The 16,052-nt window shown below is 74.3% G+C and carries 15 protein-coding genes; 10 read left to right on the top strand and 5 right to left on the bottom strand.

Annotated elements, in window-relative coordinates; translation table 11 throughout:
• The first annotated feature begins 10 nt into the window (after nt 1–10).
• Nucleotides 11–2,089, top strand: coding sequence for a SpoIIE family protein phosphatase (locus tag O1G22_RS37295; RefSeq protein WP_270085341.1), 2,079 nt, complete (start codon nt 11–13; stop codon nt 2,087–2,089).
• Between the two features lie 3 nt (nt 2,090–2,092).
• Here the strand turns inward: O1G22_RS37295 and O1G22_RS37290 are convergent, their stop codons facing one another.
• Nucleotides 2,093–2,872: a putative protein N(5)-glutamine methyltransferase gene (locus tag O1G22_RS37290; RefSeq protein WP_270085340.1), complete on the bottom strand. Its 780-nt coding sequence runs from the start codon at nt 2,870–2,872 to the stop codon at nt 2,093–2,095.
• 313 nt (nt 2,873–3,185) lie between these two features.
• Here O1G22_RS37290 and O1G22_RS37285 point away from each other — a divergent pair, with 313 nt between their 5' ends.
• The 3 genes from O1G22_RS37285 (at nt 3,186) to O1G22_RS37275 (ending at nt 7,186) form a co-directional block, all read left to right on the top strand.
• Nucleotides 3,186–4,649, top strand: coding sequence for a hypothetical protein (locus O1G22_RS37285; protein ID WP_270085339.1), 1,464 nt, complete (start codon nt 3,186–3,188; stop codon nt 4,647–4,649).
• A gap of 66 nt (nt 4,650–4,715) precedes the next feature.
• A complete protein-coding gene (locus tag O1G22_RS37280) occupies nt 4,716–5,948 on the top strand; it encodes an AAA family ATPase (protein WP_270085338.1) in 1,233 nt (410 codons plus the stop codon).
• Complete coding sequence (locus O1G22_RS37275; RefSeq protein WP_270085337.1) at nt 5,945–7,186, top strand: vWA domain-containing protein; 1,242 nt, start codon at nt 5,945–5,947, stop codon at nt 7,184–7,186. The genes O1G22_RS37280 and O1G22_RS37275 overlap by 4 nt, the downstream gene beginning before the upstream one ends.
• Before the next feature lie 66 nt (nt 7,187–7,252).
• Here O1G22_RS37275 and O1G22_RS37270 read toward each other — a convergent pair whose 3' ends face one another.
• Nucleotides 7,253–8,353 (bottom strand): hypothetical protein, encoded by a 1,101-nt coding sequence (locus tag O1G22_RS37270; protein ID WP_270085336.1) that lies wholly within the window; start codon nt 8,351–8,353, stop codon nt 7,253–7,255.
• An 82-nt stretch (nt 8,354–8,435) separates the two neighbouring features.
• Here O1G22_RS37270 and O1G22_RS37265 point away from each other — a divergent pair, with 82 nt between their 5' ends.
• Nucleotides 8,436–8,876, top strand: a complete 441-nt coding sequence (locus O1G22_RS37265) for a MarR family winged helix-turn-helix transcriptional regulator (RefSeq protein WP_270085335.1) — start codon at nt 8,436–8,438, stop codon at nt 8,874–8,876.
• A 69-nt stretch (nt 8,877–8,945) separates the two neighbouring features.
• On the opposite strand, the gene O1G22_RS37260 is transcribed toward O1G22_RS37265, so the two are convergent.
• Nucleotides 8,946–9,680: a GNAT family N-acetyltransferase gene (locus O1G22_RS37260; protein ID WP_270086640.1), complete on the bottom strand. Its 735-nt coding sequence runs from the start codon at nt 9,678–9,680 to the stop codon at nt 8,946–8,948.
• Between the two features lie 215 nt (nt 9,681–9,895).
• Nucleotides 9,896–10,819 carry an NADP-dependent oxidoreductase gene (locus tag O1G22_RS37255; RefSeq protein ID WP_270085334.1) on the bottom strand — a complete coding sequence of 308 codons (924 nt, stop codon included), beginning with the start codon at nt 10,817–10,819 and terminating at the stop codon, nt 9,896–9,898.
• Nucleotides 10,820–11,009: 190 nt separating this feature from the next.
• Between O1G22_RS37255 and O1G22_RS37250 the strand changes: the two genes are divergently transcribed.
• From O1G22_RS37250 to O1G22_RS37230, 5 genes are all read left to right on the top strand, one after another.
• Complete coding sequence (locus tag O1G22_RS37250; protein ID WP_270085333.1) at nt 11,010–11,615, top strand: sulfite oxidase-like oxidoreductase; 606 nt, start codon at nt 11,010–11,012, stop codon at nt 11,613–11,615.
• Nucleotides 11,608–12,372, top strand: a complete 765-nt coding sequence (locus O1G22_RS37245; RefSeq protein WP_270085332.1) for a ferredoxin reductase — start codon at nt 11,608–11,610, stop codon at nt 12,370–12,372. The genes O1G22_RS37250 and O1G22_RS37245 overlap by 8 nt, the downstream gene beginning before the upstream one ends.
• Before the next feature lie 292 nt (nt 12,373–12,664).
• Nucleotides 12,665–13,249: an Rv1733c family protein gene (locus O1G22_RS37240; protein ID WP_270085331.1), complete on the top strand. Its 585-nt coding sequence runs from the start codon at nt 12,665–12,667 to the stop codon at nt 13,247–13,249.
• 186 nt (nt 13,250–13,435) lie between these two features.
• Nucleotides 13,436–14,404, top strand: a complete 969-nt coding sequence (locus O1G22_RS37235; RefSeq protein ID WP_270085330.1) for an acetylxylan esterase — start codon at nt 13,436–13,438, stop codon at nt 14,402–14,404.
• A 143-nt stretch (nt 14,405–14,547) separates the two neighbouring features.
• Nucleotides 14,548–15,324, top strand: coding sequence for a GntR family transcriptional regulator (locus O1G22_RS37230; RefSeq protein WP_270085329.1), 777 nt, complete (start codon nt 14,548–14,550; stop codon nt 15,322–15,324).
• Here the strand turns inward: O1G22_RS37230 and O1G22_RS37225 are convergent.
• The gene (locus tag O1G22_RS37225; protein ID WP_270085328.1) at nt 15,294–16,049 is read right to left on the bottom strand and encodes a class I SAM-dependent methyltransferase; all 756 of its coding nucleotides are present in this window, start codon (nt 16,047–16,049) and stop codon (nt 15,294–15,296) included. The genes O1G22_RS37230 and O1G22_RS37225 overlap by 31 nt on opposite strands.
• Nucleotides 16,050–16,052: the final 3 nt, after the last annotated feature.

The raw sequence follows: 16,052 nt of genomic DNA, 5'->3' as shown, positions 1-16,052 counted from the left end.
GGTGCAGGGCATGGGTGCAGCCGAGGCTCCGGTGACGCAGGGCGGCGAGCCGGTGCGCGGCCCGGTGCGGCCGGGCGGCCTGCTCGACGTGCTGGGCGTGGCGTCGGTGGTGCTGGACACCGACGGCCGGATCGTGCTGTGGAGCCCGCAGGCCGAGGAGCTGTTCGGGTACAGCGCGGGCGAGGCGCTCGGCCAGTACGCCGCCCGGCTCATGGTCCACGAGCGGCATTTCGAGCTGGTCGGCAGGCTCTTCGCCGATGTGATGCGCACCGGGCAGAGCTGGGCCGGCGGCTTCCCCATTCGGCACAAGGACGGCAGCACCCGCGTGGTGGAGTTCCGCAACATGCGGCTGCTGGACGACCGCGGTGACGTGTACGCGCTCGGACTCGCCGCCGACCAGTCGACCGTACGGCGGCTGGAGCAGGACGTGGCGCTGTCCGAGCGAGTGGTGAAGCAGTCGCCGAGTGGGCTCGCCGTCCTGGACCCGCAGTTGCGGTTCGTCTCGGTGAACCCGGCGCTGGAGCGGATCAACGGGCTCCCCGCCGCCGAGCAGGTGGGGCGCCCGCTGCGTGAGGTGGTGCCCCGGATGGAGGCCGACGTCCTGGAGGCGGAGGCCCGGCAGGTGCTGGACACCGGGGTGCCGCTGATCGACCGGCTCGTGGTCGGCCGTACCGCGGCCGACCCGGAGGCGGACCACTCCTGGTCGCTGTCGCTGTACCGCCTGGAGGACGCGCTCGGCAACGTGCTCGGCGTCGCGGCCTCCATGGTCGACGTCACCGAGCAGCACCGGGCCTCCCTGGAGGCCGAGGCGGCCCGGCGCCGGCTGGCGGTCATCGCCGACGCCTCCGCCCGGATCGGGACGACGCTGGAGCTGGACCGCACCGCCTGCGAGCTGGCCGATGTCGCCGTGCCGGAACTCGCCGACGTGGCCGCCGTGGACCTGCTGGACCCGGTGGTGGAGGGCCGGCGCAGCACGCTGGGCCCGGCGGAGCCGGCGGTGATGCGTGCCCTCGCCGTGCGTCCGCAGGACGGCTCCGACGCGCTCCGGGCCGCCGACCGGCCCGGCCGGATCGCGACGTACGAACCCGACCGGCTGGTCACCGAGTGCGTGCGCTCCGGCGAGGCGGTGCTGGTGCGGCAGGTCAAGGACGAGGACCTGCCGCGCATCGCCCGCTCCCCCGAGGCCGCCGCGCTGCTGGCCCGGGCGGGACTGCACTCGTATCTCGCGGTACCGCTGATCGCGCGCGGCGAGGTGCTCGGCGCCCTGGACCTCAAACGCACCCGCAATCCGGCGCCGTTCGACGAGGACGACGTCCTGCTCGCCCGGGAGCTGGCCGCCCGCGCGGCGGTGCAGATCGACAACGCGCGCTGGTACCAGAACGCCCGCAACACCGCCCTCACCCTGCAGCGCAGTCTGCTGCCCAGTCATCCGCCGGTCGCCACCGGCCTGGAGGTGGCTTCGCGCTATCAGCCGGCCGGGGCCACCAGCGAGGTCGGCGGCGACTGGTTCGACGTGATCCCGCTGGAGGGCGGCAAGACCGCGCTCGTGGTGGGCGATGTGATGGGCAGCGGTATCAGCGCGGCCGCCACCATGGGCCGGCTGCGTACGGCGACCACCACGCTGGCCGCCCTCGACCTGGACCCGGCGCTGCTGCTGGAGCACCTGGACAACACGACGTCGGCCCTGGACCACTCCATCGCGACCTGTGTGTACGCGGTCCACGATCCGCATCTGCGGCAGTGCCGGATCGCCAACGCCGGCCATCTTCCGCCGGTCCGGGTCCGCCCCGGCCGGCCGCCGGAACTGCTCGACCTGCCCACCGGGGTGCCGCTGGGGGTGGGCGGGGTCGGCTTCTCCACCGTCGCCGTCGACTTCGAGCCCGGCGACGAGCTGGTGTTCTACACCGACGGGCTGGTGGAGACCCGCCGCCACTCGCTGGACGAGCGCCTGGACTTCCTGCTGTCCCTGCTCGACGACCCCGCACGCCCGCTGGAGGAGACCTGCGACTTCCTCCTGCGGACCCTGCACCACCCCGACAACCACGACGACGTGGCCCTGCTCATCGCTCGGGCACAACAACTGTCTTAATGTTTACGGCAGTTCACCGATCACCACATGCGCGTACAGCTCCTCCGACACCGCCAGACGCGCTGTCAGACCGGCGTCGGCGAAGGCCTGTACTGCGGCCGGTGCCTGGCGTTCGCTGGTCTCGGTCAGCAGGCAGCCGCCCGGGGCGAGCCACTCGCGCGCCCCGGCGGCGACCCTGCGCAGTACGTCGAGGCCGTCCGCGCCGCCGTCCAGCGCGACCAGCGGCTCGTGGTCGCGGGCCTCGGCCGGCAGCAGCGGCACCTCGGCGGTGGGGACGTAGGGCACGTTGGCCATGAGGACGTCGACGCGGCCGCGCACGTGCGGGGGCAGGGCGTCGTAGAGGTCGCCCTCGTGCGCCCGGCCGCCGAAGGGCGCGAGGTTGCGGCGGGCGCAGCGGACGGCGGCCGGGTCGATGTCTGCGGCGTGCACCTCGGCACCGTCCAGGGCGGCGGCGAGGGCCGCGCCAAGGGCACCGGAACCGCAGCACAGGTCCACGACGACGGACGCGTCCGGCGCCTGGGCCAGCGCCTGGCCGACGAGGAACTCGGTACGGCGGCGGGGCACGAACACCCCCGGTTCCACGTGGATGCGCAGACCGTGGAACTCGGCCCAGCCGAGGACCTGTTCGAGCGGGAGCCCGGCGACACGCCGGTCCACCATCGAGGTCAGCTCTTCGGCGCTGCGGGCGGTGGCGAGGATCAACTCGGCCTCGTCCTCGGCGAAGACGCACCCGGCGGCGCGCAGCGCGGAGACGACGGCGGAAGGGGAAGAGGGGGAAAGCACGGAGGGCGAGAGCCTTTCGGGAGCGCGATACCGGATGGGCGCTCCCGCGGTCACCGCTGCCGGTGCACCGCGCCGTCCTGAGGAGAGAGCACCCCGGCTGACACAGCGGTGATGGGTCCCACCTCCTCGGCGATCGGGGCCGCGACCGTTCGCGACCGGACGGCCACCCTACCCCAACGGCCGCGCGGGGTCGCCGTACCGGGGCCGCCGGGAAAAACAGGTGCCGCCCGGCCCGGACCGTGGTTACGATCCCGGCGATGACCACTCACTCGACTCAGCGATTGGGGGTCCCGTCCGCGCAAGGTGAGTGCTGATGCCCACCTCGACCGCGTACCGGGACACCCGGCTTTCCCTGTGGCAGCGTGTGCGTGCGTACGCCGTGCCACCGTCCATGATCGAGCTGGCCGCCGGCCGCCGTGCCGTCGGGGACTGGGCGGGGGCCTGCGCCGCCGCCCGGATCGACGTCGACCTCGATCTGCGTTCCGTCGCCCGCGCCCACGGCCGGGAACTGGCGGCCCTGCTCCGCACCGATCTCCGCCATCTCGCCCCCGACCTGCTGCGCTGGCACATGCCGAGGATCGCGCCCGACGGGCTGCTGCGCCCGGGGCTGACCCTCACCCTGGCCCGGTACGGCACCTCCGGCCGGGCCGGTCCGCTGCATCTCGTGGCCCGTACCCCGCCGGCCTGGGCCGATGCCGGCCAGCGGATCAGCCTCGCCCTGTGGGATCCGGCCCGTGCGCACAGCGGCGGCCATCCGCATCCCCGCCCGAACCGGCGCTACCGGCTCGATCTGCACCGGCACCTGTGGGACGCCCGCAGGGCCGCCGAGCTGCGCGACCGCTCGGGCGCCGGCGGGCCCGCGCCGCCGGACGCCGACCCGCTGGGGCTCGCGCCGCCGGAGCAGGGCTGTGCCGTGGGCCGGTGGGCGGCCGAGGCGCGTGTCCTGCTGGGCGCCGAGGGACGGTCCGCCGGCGTCTTCGCCGTACGGCTCGGCAGCCGGCACCGGCTGATCCTGGCGGTGGACGCGGACGACACCCCGGAGCCGACCGGACACCGGCACGCAGTCGGCCCGGCCGACGAGCTCCCCGGCCTGTCCGGGCCACGGCCCCGTGACCACCCGCACCTCGTCACGGACGGCGGCGGTGCGCTCTGTCCGCGGATCGTCGCCCAGCGCGTGCCGGGCGGCCTGCGCGCCGTGCCGGTGCTGCCCGACGCGGCGACCTGGGTGGCACCCGATCTGGAGTTGCTGCGGGCCGGGCTGCTCGGCCCGGACCGGCTGCATCCCCTGGTGGCCGCCGCGCTGGCCCCCGGCCACCGGCCGCAGGGGCCGCCGCCCGACGCCGATCCGGTGGCCGGGGCCCATGTCGTGGCGTGCCGGGGCGAGCGGCACCGGATCGGTCTGGTCGACGGTGTCCTGGTCCCGCTGGACCACGCCCCGGACGAGATCCGGCGCGAGGAGCTGCTGGCCTCGCTCGGCGGTCCTGCGCTGCCCTGCCTGCGGGTCATCGACGAGGCGCACCGGCGTCCGGACTGCCTCACCGGCGTCCGCGAGCGGCTGGACCACGGCGACAGCGCCGGGGCTCTGGCCGTGGTCGAAGCACTGCTGGGTCCTCAGGCGGTGCTGCGCGACGGTCCGCTGCGGGACGTACTGGCGGCCGCGGCCGAACGGCGCATCGCCCACGGTCTCTACCGGGCCGGCCTGACCGGCCCCGCCCACGCCCCGGCCGACCCGTACCGCAACCGGATCCGGCACCGGCAGCCCAACCGTCTGCGCTGAACGCCCTTTATTTCTTGCCCCGTTGGCGCCAACCCCTTCCCTTCTCCCGACTTCAGGTGATGCCACATGACTGCTTCCGCCCTGCCTGTCCTCCCTCAACTCGACGTAGCCGAGACCCTGTTGACCCTGCTCCGCGACTCCACCACCGAGCCGCGCGCCGACATCCAGCTGGAGGCACTGACCCTGGCCGTCGCCGCCGACCTCCCGGTCCTGCTGTGGGGTGAGCCCGGCATCGGCAAGACGGCCGCGCTGACCCAGCTCGCCGCCGCTCTGGACCTGCCGCTGACCACCGTGATCGCGAGCGTGCACGAGCCGTCCGACTTCTCGGGGCTGCCCGTCGTGGGCGACGATCCCGCCGTACAGGGCGTGCCGATGGCACCGCCGGACTGGGCGGTGCGGCTGGTGCGCGCCGGGCGGGGGCTGCTGTTCCTGGACGAGCTGTCCACCGCTCCCCCGGCCGTGCAGGCGGCGCTGCTGCGGCTCGTGCTGGAGCGGCGGATCGGTGCGCTGCGGCTGCCGGCCGGGGTGCGGATCGTGGCCGCCGCCAACCCGCGCTCCTCGGCCGCCGACGGCTGGGAACTGAGCCCGCCGCTCGCCAACCGGTTCGTGCATCTGCAGTGGGTCCACGACCACGACGTCGTCGTACGCGGTCTCGGCGGGACCTGGCCGCGGGCCGCCCTGCCCCGGCTCGACGCCGAACGGCTGCCCGAGGCGGTGGACTTCGCCCGGCGCGCGGTGTGCGCCTTCCTTCAGGCGCGGCCGGGGCTCGTGCACCGGCTGCCCAGTGGGGAGAGCCGGCGGGGCGGGGCATGGCCGTCGCCGCGCAGCTGGGAGGCGACCCTGCGGCTGATCGCCTTCGCCACGGCCGCCGGATCCTCGCGGGACGTGCTGTCGCTGCTGGTCCGGGGCACCGTGGGCGACGGTCCGGGGCTGGAGCTGCTGGCGAGCCTGGACCGGATGGACCTGCCCGACCCGGAGTCGCTGCTGGCCGACCCGGCCGGTGCCGTGCTGCCCGAGCGCGGGGATCTGCGCCAGGCCGCGCTGGACGGGGTGGTGGCCGCGGTGCGGGGGCGACCGGAGCGGGCCCGCTGGGACGCGGCCTGGGCGTTGCTGGTCCGGGCGATGGAGACCGGCGCGCCGGACGTGGTGGTCGTCCCGGCGACCACGCTGGCCTCGCTGCGCCGGGAGGACTGGGAGGTGCCGGCGGCGGTCGAGCGGCTGGCCGGGGTGGTGTCCCTGTCCCGGCGGGCCGACGAGGCCGCCCGCCGCTCCGTGCGGACCGCCGGGGCCCGGCGATGACGGCGCGGGCACCCGGGGCGCTGGACCTCGGCAAGCTCTTCGCGGCCCGGCTGCACGCGGCCCGCGCCCGGCCGTACCTGGCGACCGCGTTGTTCGCGCTGCGCCCGGTGGAGTCACGGCAGGTGCCGACGATGGCGGTCGACCGGTACTGGCGGTGCTACGTCTTCCCGGCGTTCGTGGACCGCACTGCGCTGGAGGAACTGGCCGCGGTCTGGGTGCACGAGGTGGCGCATCTGCTGCGCGACCACCACGGGCGCGGCGACCGGGTCGCCCGCGAGCGCGGACTGACCGGCCCGGCGGAGCGGCTGCGGATGAACATCGCCGCGGACTGCGAGATCAACGACGACGTCTACGGCGACGGTCTGGTGTGCCCCGAGGACGCGGTGACACCGCAGAAACTGGGGGTGCCCGCAGGCTGGTTGATGGAGGACTACCTCCGGCACGTCCGGCTCGGGCCGCCGCTGGACCGGCTGGGGTGGCTGGACTGCGGCAGCGGCGCGGACGGGCTGGAGCGGGCGTGGGAGCTGGGCCCCGACGGCGCACACGGACTCAGCGAGCAGGAGCGGGACGCGGTGCGCTTCCGGGTGGCCCAGGGCATCAGGGGCGCTCCGGGCAGCGCTCCGCAGAGCTGGCGGCGCTGGGCGGAAGAGGTGTTCCATCCGCCGCAGCCGTGGCGGCAGTTGCTGGGCTCGACGCTGCGCTCGGCCGTCTGTGCACCGGGTGCGGGCGAGGACTATCACCAGGGCCGTCCGGCACGGCGCTCGGCCGGAGTGCCCAAGGTGGTGCTGCCGAGCCTGCGGCGCCGTCCGCCGCGGGTCTGTGTGGTCGTCGACACCTCGGGCTCGGTCAGCGACGCCGAACTGGGCAGTGCGCTGCTGGAGGTGGCCGCCATCTGCCGGGCCCTGGGCGGGCGGCGGGACCTGGTCTCCGTGCTGTCCTGCGACGCCGCGGCCCGGACCGTGCAGCCGCTGTGCCGGGCGGAGGGCATCGAGCTGACGGGCGGTGGCGGGACGGACCTGCGCACCGGGTTCGCGCGGGCACTGCGGACCCGGCCCGACGTGGTGGTGGTGCTGACCGACGGCCAGACCCCGTGGCCCGAGGCGCGGCCCGCCTGCCGGACCGTGGTGGGCCTCTTCTCCCGGGCCGGCGGGTCGTACGACGAGAACGATCCCGACCACCGACCGGACGAACCACCCGCGTGGGCACGGGTGGTGACGATCGGTTCCGGGCCGGGCTGACACACCGGCAGGTGCACCGCCCCGGGCCGGGCGGTGCGCTCCCTGTCCTCGGTGGCCGGTGCCGGATCAGACGCCGACCGACTCCTCGACCTCTTCCTCGATCTCCTCCTCGGCCTCCGCCTCCGCCTGGTCCGCCGCCGTCCGCTGCACGGCGGGAGCGGCGGTCGGCCCTGCGGTGGCCGTCTCGCCGTGGGCGGCCGCGTGCCGGGCGTGCCGGGGCCGCTCGTACAGGGCCGCGATCCCGGTCACCACGAGGCCCGCCAGCAGCCAGGCCGCGAGGGTCCACACAGTGCGCGCGAGGCCGTCGTCGCCGAAGTACAGCAGGCTGCGGATGCCCTCGACGAAGCCGGCGCCGTTCCAGAAGGCGTGCAGGGTGCCGAAGAAGCCGTTCTGCAGCTCGGGGCGGAACAGGCCGCCGGAACTGGTGAAGTTCAGCATCACGAACAGCACCATCATGGTGAGCGTGGTCCACCGCTTCAGGAAGGTGTGCAGGCCGACGCCGATGAGGAGGATGCCCGCCGAGTACAGCCACGCCATGCCGAACACGCTCGCGAGGTCGTGGTGCGCGAGATGGAACACCGGCCCGGCGAGCAGCGTGCCGATGCCGCCGACCACGGCGGAGACACCGAGCGCGAGCAGCGCCCGTACCCGCATCGGCAGCGCGGCACCCGCGGCACCAAGGGCGGCGACCGAGGCGTAGGAGCCGATGCTGACCGCGATCAGCAGGAAGAACAGACCCTGGCCCGTGGGGTCGTCGGCGACCGGCGCGGCCACGTCGGTGACCTTCAGCGGCACACCCTGCTCCGCGGCGACCGGAGTGAAGACCTTCTCGACGGCCGTCGCGCCCATGTCGGAGGCGGCGCTGGCCACGAGCAGCTCGGGCTTGTGTGCGCTCGGCACATAGGCGCCGGTCACATCGCGGGACTTCAGCAGATGTACGGCGTCGGCACGGGTGGCGACCGTACGGACGTCGAGCTTGTCCCCTGCGGTGTCCTTGACCGTCTGGGCGAACACCTTCGCCTGCGGGCTGGTGCCGACGACGGCGACCGGCAGGTGGTGCGGCTCGGGGGTGACGAAGGCCCCCATGTACGCCAGCCCCATGCCTATGCACATCAGCAGCGGGGTGATCAGGTGCGTGAGCACATGGCGCAGTGCCGGTGACCTCATCGCGCGGACCTCCAAAGGTTGGCTTATACAACTCTCAGCTCAAGTTGTACTATACAACTAGAACGCCTGAGGAGGTATTCCCGTGAGCGCAGCGGAGTCGGCCGTCGAGACGATCCAGCGCGAGATGACGATCTTCGCCCGCCGGGCCCGCGCCTCGGCGGGCCGTATGCACCCCGAGCTCTCGCTGGTGTCGTACACCCTGCTCGGCCATCTGGAGGAGCAGGGCGGCTGCCGGGCGACGGACCTGGCGGCGCACTACGCCCTGGACAAGTCCACGGTGAGCCGCCAGGTGGCGGCACTGGAGCGGGCCGGGCTGATCGAGCGCCGGCTGGACGCGGAGGACCACCGGGTCCAGGTGCTGCATCTGACGGAGGCGGGCCAGGAGATCCTCGACCGGGTCACCCGCAGCCGCCGGGCCGCCTTCCGCGAGCGGCTCGCCGGCTGGCCGGAGGAGGACCTGATCCGCTTCGCGGCCTATCTGGAGCGGTACAACGGGGGCCCTGGCGGTACCGGGTCCGAGTGACCGGCGCCGGGCGGCCCGGCTCCGGCAGCGGTACGACCGGGGCACGCGCCCCCCGCGTACGCGTGCGGGCTACGCCACCGGTACCGCCGCGCGGCCACCGGCCAGGTGCTCCGGGGCGCGGGCCGCGCCGAACGCGGTACGGCGGCGCAGCCGGAAACCCAGCGACTCGTACAGCCGGATCGCGTTCGTGTTCTGGGCGCCCGTGTGCAGGAACGGCGTCTCGCCGCGCTCGCGGATGCCGTGCGCCACCGCGCGGATCAGCCGGGTGGCGAGGCCTTCGCCGCGATGTTCCGGATCGGTGCAGACCGCGCTGATCTCGGTCCAGCCCGGCGGGTGCAGCCGCTCCCCCGCCATCGCGATCAGCGCGCCGTCGCGGCGGATGCCGAGGTAGGTGCCGAGTTCGATGGTCCGCGGCAGGAACGGTCCGGGCTGGGTGCGGGCCACGAGGTCGAGCATCTCGGGTACGTCGGCCGGGCCGAGCGGGACCGCTTCCGCGTCCGGCTCTGCGACGAGGCCGTCGTCCACGAGCTGAACGCCCTCGACCCGGAAGGTGATCTCCCAGTCCTCCGGCACCTCACCGCTGAACCCCAGCAGCGGGACCTCGGCACCGGGACCCGCCAGCGCGGCGGCGTCCGCCCAGTCCCGCGCGTCCGGCTCGTCGGGCAGGGCGAGCCACGGGGAGACGTCCACCGGGTACCGCAGCACCCGCCCACGCCGCTCTGCGAAGCGGGCATGCGGGCCGGTCAGCGCGGCCAGGGCGGGGTTGTCGAGGACGTGGGAGGTGGCGGCAGCGGAACCGGCCAGGGCCGCAGAGGTGGCGACGGTGGCGGAATCGGCCAAGACCTCCCGGGCGGCGGGGACTGCGGAATCGGCCAGGCCCTGCCGGGCAGCGGGAGTGGCGGCCGCCGGATCAGCCAGAGCCTGAGGAGTGGTGGCGGCGTCGGCCAAGACCTGCCTGGCGGGGTCGGCCGGGTCGGTCAGGAGCTGCGGGGCGTCGCCGCCCGGGAAGGGTATGTGGCTCACGCGGCCACCTCGATGACGATCTTGCCGCGGGTGTGCCCGTCCTCCACGGCGCGCAGCGCCTCGCCGGCCTGCTCCAGGGGGAAGGTGCGGGTGACGTGCGGCTTCAGGTCGCCGCGTACGACGAGGTCGGCGACCGCGTCCAGAACGGCGGCAGTGCGGGCGCGCTGCACCCGGTCCCCGCCCAGCGCGGCGACCGCCTCCAGTGGGGAACCGGCCGTGATCAGCTTGCCGCGGTCCTTCAGCAGCTCGGCTGCCTCTGCCAGCACCGGGCCGCCGATCAGGTCGTACACCCCGTCGATCCCGTCGGGGGCGGCGGCCCGCACCCGCTCGACGAGGCCGGGACCGGAGGCCACGTGGACGGCGCCGAGCGACTCCACGAAGTCCCTCTTGCCCTCGCTCGCCACGCCCACGACCCGCAGTCCGAAGGCGCGGGCGATCTGCACGGCCGCGCTGCCGACCCCGCCGCCCGCGCCCGTCACCAGCAGGGTCGTCCCGCCCGGCAGGCCGAGCTGGCGGACGCCGTCGTAGGCGGTGGCCGCGGCGACCGGGAGGGTGGCGGCGTCACGGAAGGACAGCGCGGCCGGCTTGTGGACGGTCACGTCGGCGGAGAGCAGCGCGTACTCCGCGTATCCGCCGTGGACCGTGCTGCCGAACACCTCGTCGCCGACCGCGAACCCGGTCACACCCGGGCCGGTCTCCGCCACGACCCCGGCGGCCTCGCTGCCGAAGACCGTGGGGAAGTCGCGGGCGTGTTCGCCGGGGCGGAGAAAGCCCTGGCGCATTTTCCAGTCGACGGGGTTCACCCCGGCCGCGCGGACCGCGATCAGGATCTCGCCGGGGCCGGGGTGCGGCCGGTCCAGTTCGGTCAGCGCCTCGGCCTCCGGTCCGCCGTGCCGCGTGTAGACGTATGCCTTGGGCATGCAATTTCCTCGCTTCTCTCGCGCTGTCACCGGTGTACCGGCGCCGGCATCGAGCGCAAAGGAGAAGCGCCGCAGAGCTATTCCCCGGGCCCGAAAGAGTTCATACGGACGCAACGATCCCGCGGTGACCTGGGAGATCCGGGCAGTGGCCTGGGACGGAGCACGGGATGTGACAGCGTACGGTTGACGGATGAACGTCACGCGAGGCTTCACGGGCCGCCCGCGCGTACACAACCCCGGGTTGCCTCCCGGCCAGTACGACGCGGGCGAGGACTGGCCCGTCCTGTCCGCCGAGGTCACCCCCGACCTCGCCCCGGCCGACTGGTCCTTCCGTATCGACGGCCTGGTCGAGCGGCCGCACACCTGGGACTGGGACGCGGCGCACGCACTGCCGGAGTCGGCGTACGCCGGGGACATCCACTGTGTGACCGGCTGGTCGAAGTTCGGCGTGCGGTTCGGCGGTGTCTCGCTGGACGCGTTCTTCCACAGGGTGCGGCCCCAGGTGTCCGCCACACATGCCGTCGCCTGCTCCCACACGGGCTACACCGCGAATCTTCCGCTCGCCGACCTCACGGGCGGCCGGGCCTGGATCGTCTGGGAGTACGACGGCGAGCCGCTGCCGTCCGAGCACGGCGGCCCGGCGCGGCTGATCGTGCCCCATCTGTACTTCTGGAAGAGCACCAAGTGGATCGCGGGCCTCACCCTGCTCGACCACGACGAGCCCGGCTTCTGGGAGCGCAACGGCTACCACGAGCGCGGCAATCCCTGGGAGGAGCAGCGGTACTCCGGTGACTGAGACGGTGACGACGAACCCGGCGGTGACCCGGTTCGCGGTGCCCGGGCGGATCGCGGTGAGCGACCAGGCCGCGGCGGTCTGGCGGACGGCCACACTCACGGAGATCCGGCGCGAGACAGCGCACGCGGCCACGTTCCGGCTGGCCGTGCCGGGCTGGGCGGGGCATCTGCCCGGACAGCATCTGCTGCTGCGGCTGACCGCGCCGGACGGCTACACGGCGCAGCGCCACTACTCCATCGCGTCGGCACCCGACGACTCCGGGCACATCGAACTGACTCTCGACCATGTGCCGGACGGTGAGGTCTCCGGCTGGTTCCACACCGTGGCCCGGCCCGGGGACACGGTCGAGGTGCGCGGACCGCTGAGCGGCTTCTTCGCCTGGCAGGGCGACCGGCCCGCGCTGCTGCTCGGTGCCGGTTCCGGGGTCGTACCGCTGATGTCGATGGTGCGGCACCACCGGCAGCGCGGCCTCACCGTGCCGCTGCGTCTGCTGGTGTCCGCGCGCAGCCCCGAGGAGCTGTTCTACGCGTCGGAGCTGGGCGCGGAGACGGCGCCCGTGTTCACACGCAGCGCCCCACAGGGGGTGCCCGTGGGGCGTATGGCGGCCGCACATGTGGCACCCCTCCTGTCCGAGCAGCCTCCAGGTGGGTGGGAGGCCTATGTATGCGGGTCCAACGGCTTCGCCGAGCACGCCTCCCGGCTCCTGGTCGCCGCCGGCCAGCCGGTGGAACGGATCCGGATCGAACGCTTCGGCTGAACCTCCCGCCCGCTCTTCCGGGGAACCCTGTCCGAGCCCGGTGGCCAGGCACGTCCGTCCTCTGACGCCCGAGCACCCCGGTCGCACGCCGCAGGCCGGCCGCGTGGCCGTGGGGCGCGTGGCTCGTTCCGCGCTCCAAACGGGCTTGAACTCACGGTTCGCGGCGTGAACGAGGGGCACCGTACGGGGTACGAGACGGGTGTGGACGCCCGTGTGCGTGAGCGGTGGGGGACGGTGGGCCCGCGGCAGCGGTCCGCCGGCGCTCCGGCTCCGACGGGGCAAGGAGGTGGACATGCGGACCCAGGTGCGTGGCTGGCGCTGGCAACGCAATCCGTTGCGGCGCCGCTCGGACGTCGTGGAGGCGTGGACGGTGCTGGTGGTCACCGTCCTGCTGTTCGTGGTGGCGCCGCTGGCCGGGGCGGCCGCGGGCCTGCACGCGCATGACCAGGCCCGGGCGCTCGCGGCGGCGGCCCGCGCCGAACGCCACCAGGTGCGCGCCGTGGTGATCGGCGACCCGCCCCGGCGGGTGCCGGCGGTGGAGGGCGACCGTCAGCGCCCCTATCGCGCCGAGGTCCGCTGGACCGAGCCCGGCAAGGGCACCCGTACCACCTGGGCCAGGGTGCCCTCCGGGACCCGTACCGGCGACACGGTCTCCGTGTGGTTCGACGCGCGGGGCCGCGCGGTCGCCCCGCCCCCGGGCGACGCGGCCGTCTGGCAGCACGCGGTGACCGTCGGCGTGTGCGCGGCGGGCGGTACGGCCGCTGTCGTGCTGTTCGGGTACGCCGTGGAGCGGCGGATCGCGCTGCGCCGCAGGATGGCGGAGTGGGAGCGCGCGTGGGCGCGGACCGGGCCGAGGTGGACCCAGCACCAGGCCTGACGGTCACCCGACCACCACGTTCCGCCCGGCGCACACCGCCGCCTCGACAGCAAGCGCTTACTCACCGTATGACCTGGCACGTCGACCACCAAGAAACCCTTCGGGCGCATCCCCGGGCCTGGTCAGTCCTCCGATCATCCACGTACGGTGAGCTGACGCACTGTCCCTTCACAAAGGCGGTTGTTGATGGCCCTGTTCGACCTTTCCCTCGCCGAACTGCACGCGTACCGCAGCGAGTCCACCGAGCCCGAGGACTTCGACGCCTTCTGGGGCAAGACCCTGGAGGAGGCGCGCGAGCACGAGCTGGACGCCCGTTTCGAGCCGGTGGACACCGGGCTGTCGACGGTCGAGGTGTACGACGTGACGTTCGCCGGGTTCGGCGGTCACCCCGTCAAGGGCTGGCTGCGGCTGCCGGCCGGCGCGACGGAACCCCTGCCGCTGATCGTGGAGTTCATCGGGTACGGCGGCGGGCGCGGACTGGCGCACGAGAACCTGCTGTGGGCCTCGACGGGCCGGGCGCACTTCACCATGGACACCCGCGGCCAGGGCAGCACCTGGGGCGCGGGGGGCGGCACGGCGGACCCGGTGGGCGCGGCTCCGGCGTACCCGGGCTTCATGACGCGGGGCATCGACGCGCCCGAGAACTACTACTACCGGCGGGTGTTCACGGACGCCGTGCGCGCGGTCGAGGCGGCCCGTTCGCATCCGCTGACCGACGCGGCGCGCACGGTGGCGCTCGGCGCCAGTCAGGGCGGCGGCATCGCCCTGGCCGTCGGCGGTCTGGTCCCGGACCTGGCCGCGATCGCGCCCGACGTGCCGTTCCTGTGCGACTTCCCGCGCGCGACGATCCTGACGGACCGTCATCCGTACCGGGAGGTGGGCCTGTTCCTCAAGACGCACCGCGGCCGCTCGGCGGAGGTGCGGCGCACCCTGGCGTACTTCGACGGTGTGCACTTCGCGGCGCGGGGCCGGGCGCCGGCGCTGTTCTCGGCCGCCCTGGAGGACCAGACCTGTCCGCCGTCGACGGTGTTCGCGGCCTTCAACGCCTGGGCGCACGAGGACAAGGCGATCGAGGTCTACGACTTCAACGACCACGAGGGCGGCGGCCCCTTCCACGAGGCGGCGAAGGTGCGCTGGCTGCGGTCGTACGCCTGAGAGGCGGGGCGGGCTCCTGAGCCGGCGGGGCGGGTTTCGGCCGAACCGGCAGGCCACTCTTCCCTCGTGGTTTAGACCAATGCTAATTGTGGTCGCGCAATGAGCCCGCACGGCTACGTCTTGTCACCACAGGAGGGCGCGGCATGGCCCGCACCACCCCGCACGAACCCGACCAGAGCCACGAATCCGCGCAGAGCCACGAACCCGCACCGCACGACGACCGGCCCCTGTACGGGCGGATCGCGGCTCTGCTGCTCGACGAACTGCGCGCAGGCACCATTCCCCCGGGCGAACGGCTGCCGGGCGAACGGCACTTGGCCACGCACTACGGGGTCAGCCGGGAGACCGTCCGGCAGGCCCTGGAGGTGCTGCGGCGCGGCGGTCTGGTCGCGACCGACCGGCGCGGCAGCCACGCCACGCTGCCCGGCCGGCCGGTCAAGGCCCCGGCGACGCCGGTGTTCCCGCTGGGCGCCCGCTCGGCGGACCCGTGTGCGGTCGACCGGGCCACGGTGACCTGGGAGGCGCCGCCGCCGGAGCACGCGCGGGCGCTGGGCATGGCCCCGCACCGGCCGACACTGGTGCACCGCTACCGGTCGTCCACGCCGGACGGCCGCTCGCTGCGGACGGCGGTGACGTCGTTCTCGGCGGTGGCGCTGGCCGAGGTCGCCGAGCTGGCCCGGTACCGGGACCGGGCCGACGGGGCCACGCCCGCGCAGCTGCTGCGGGCCTACGACTGGATGCGCAAGGCCGGTCTGGCCCTGCACCACCGGGACGCCATCAGCCAGGTCGGCGACGCCTCCTCGGTGCGGGTGACCCGGCGGGTGCACGACCAGTACGCCCGGCCGCTGGAGATCACCGACCTGGTGGTGAACGAACAGGACATGCTGGTCTACGAGTTCACGCTGCCCGCCGCGGGCTGACCTCGCCGGGCCACCACCAGCCGGGCGCGCGGGCTGCCGTCGTCCCGCCGCCCGAACTCCGGCAGGGGGTGCAGCTCGACCTCGAAGCCCGCATGCCCCAGCTCCCGCAGCACGTCGCCGAGCCGAAAGGTGCGGTAGTACATGACGAACGGCGGCCGCCACAGGGCGTTGCGCACCCGCATCACGGCGTCGAAGCCGAGCAGCAGCCAGTAGCCGGGCCGGGTCGGGCGGGGCGGGGCGAGCACCGGGAAGGCGAACCGGCCGCCGGGCCGCAGGACCGAGTGGACCTGCGCGAACAGCCCCGGCAGCTCACGAGGCAGGAAGTGGCCGAACGCCCCGAAGGAGACGACGAGTTCGAAGGAGGCTACGAACGGCAGGGCGCGGGCGTCGCCGCGCACCCAGGCGACCCCGGGCCCGCCGGCCGGCGGCCGCACCCTCCGCCGGGCCACCTCCAGCATGCCCGCGCTGAAGTCGACACCGGTGACGCTCCGCCGGCACAGCCCGGTCAGCGCCTCCACGCCCGCGCCCGTGCCGCAGCACAGGTCGAGCCCGTCCGCGAACGGGCCGAGCGGGGCGAGCGCCCTGGCGACGGACTCCAGCACCTCGTCGGGGGTCCGGAACGGGGTGTGGTCGAACTTCGGGGCGAGCAGGTCGTAGCCGCGCTCGACGGACGACAGCGCCTGGACCGCGAGTTCACGCAGTCGGGGACCTTCGGGACCGAACATCGT

The sequence above is a fragment of the Streptomyces camelliae genome (assembly GCF_027625935.1).
GTDB classification, from domain to species: domain Bacteria; phylum Actinomycetota; class Actinomycetes; order Streptomycetales; family Streptomycetaceae; genus Streptomyces; species Streptomyces camelliae.
Note: the sequence above shows the minus strand (reverse complement) of the source record. Positions and strands in the feature narration are given on the sequence as shown.

Excerpts from the sequence above, each read along its gene's own strand:
- O1G22_RS37250 (WP_270085333.1), top strand. The coding sequence starts at position 11,010 with ATGAACGTCACGCGAGGCTTCACGGGCCGCCCGCGCGTACACAACCCC.
- O1G22_RS37240 (WP_270085331.1), top strand. The coding sequence starts at position 12,665 with ATGCGGACCCAGGTGCGTGGCTGGCGCTGGCAACGCAATCCGTTGCGG.
- O1G22_RS37275 (WP_270085337.1), top strand. The coding sequence starts at position 5,945 with ATGACGGCGCGGGCACCCGGGGCGCTGGACCTCGGCAAGCTCTTCGCG.
- O1G22_RS37230 (WP_270085329.1), top strand. The coding sequence starts at position 14,548 with ATGGCCCGCACCACCCCGCACGAACCCGACCAGAGCCACGAATCCGCG.
- O1G22_RS37295 (WP_270085341.1), top strand. The coding sequence starts at position 11 with ATGGGTGCAGCCGAGGCTCCGGTGACGCAGGGCGGCGAGCCGGTGCGC.
- O1G22_RS37280 (WP_270085338.1), top strand. The coding sequence starts at position 4,716 with ATGACTGCTTCCGCCCTGCCTGTCCTCCCTCAACTCGACGTAGCCGAG.
- O1G22_RS37270 (WP_270085336.1), bottom strand. The coding sequence starts at position 8,353 with ATGAGGTCACCGGCACTGCGCCATGTGCTCACGCACCTGATCACCCCG.
- O1G22_RS37255 (WP_270085334.1), bottom strand. The coding sequence starts at position 10,819 with ATGCCCAAGGCATACGTCTACACGCGGCACGGCGGACCGGAGGCCGAG.
- O1G22_RS37285 (WP_270085339.1), top strand. The coding sequence starts at position 3,186 with ATGCCCACCTCGACCGCGTACCGGGACACCCGGCTTTCCCTGTGGCAG.
- O1G22_RS37225 (WP_270085328.1), bottom strand. The coding sequence starts at position 16,049 with ATGTTCGGTCCCGAAGGTCCCCGACTGCGTGAACTCGCGGTCCAGGCG.
- O1G22_RS37235 (WP_270085330.1), top strand. The coding sequence starts at position 13,436 with ATGGCCCTGTTCGACCTTTCCCTCGCCGAACTGCACGCGTACCGCAGC.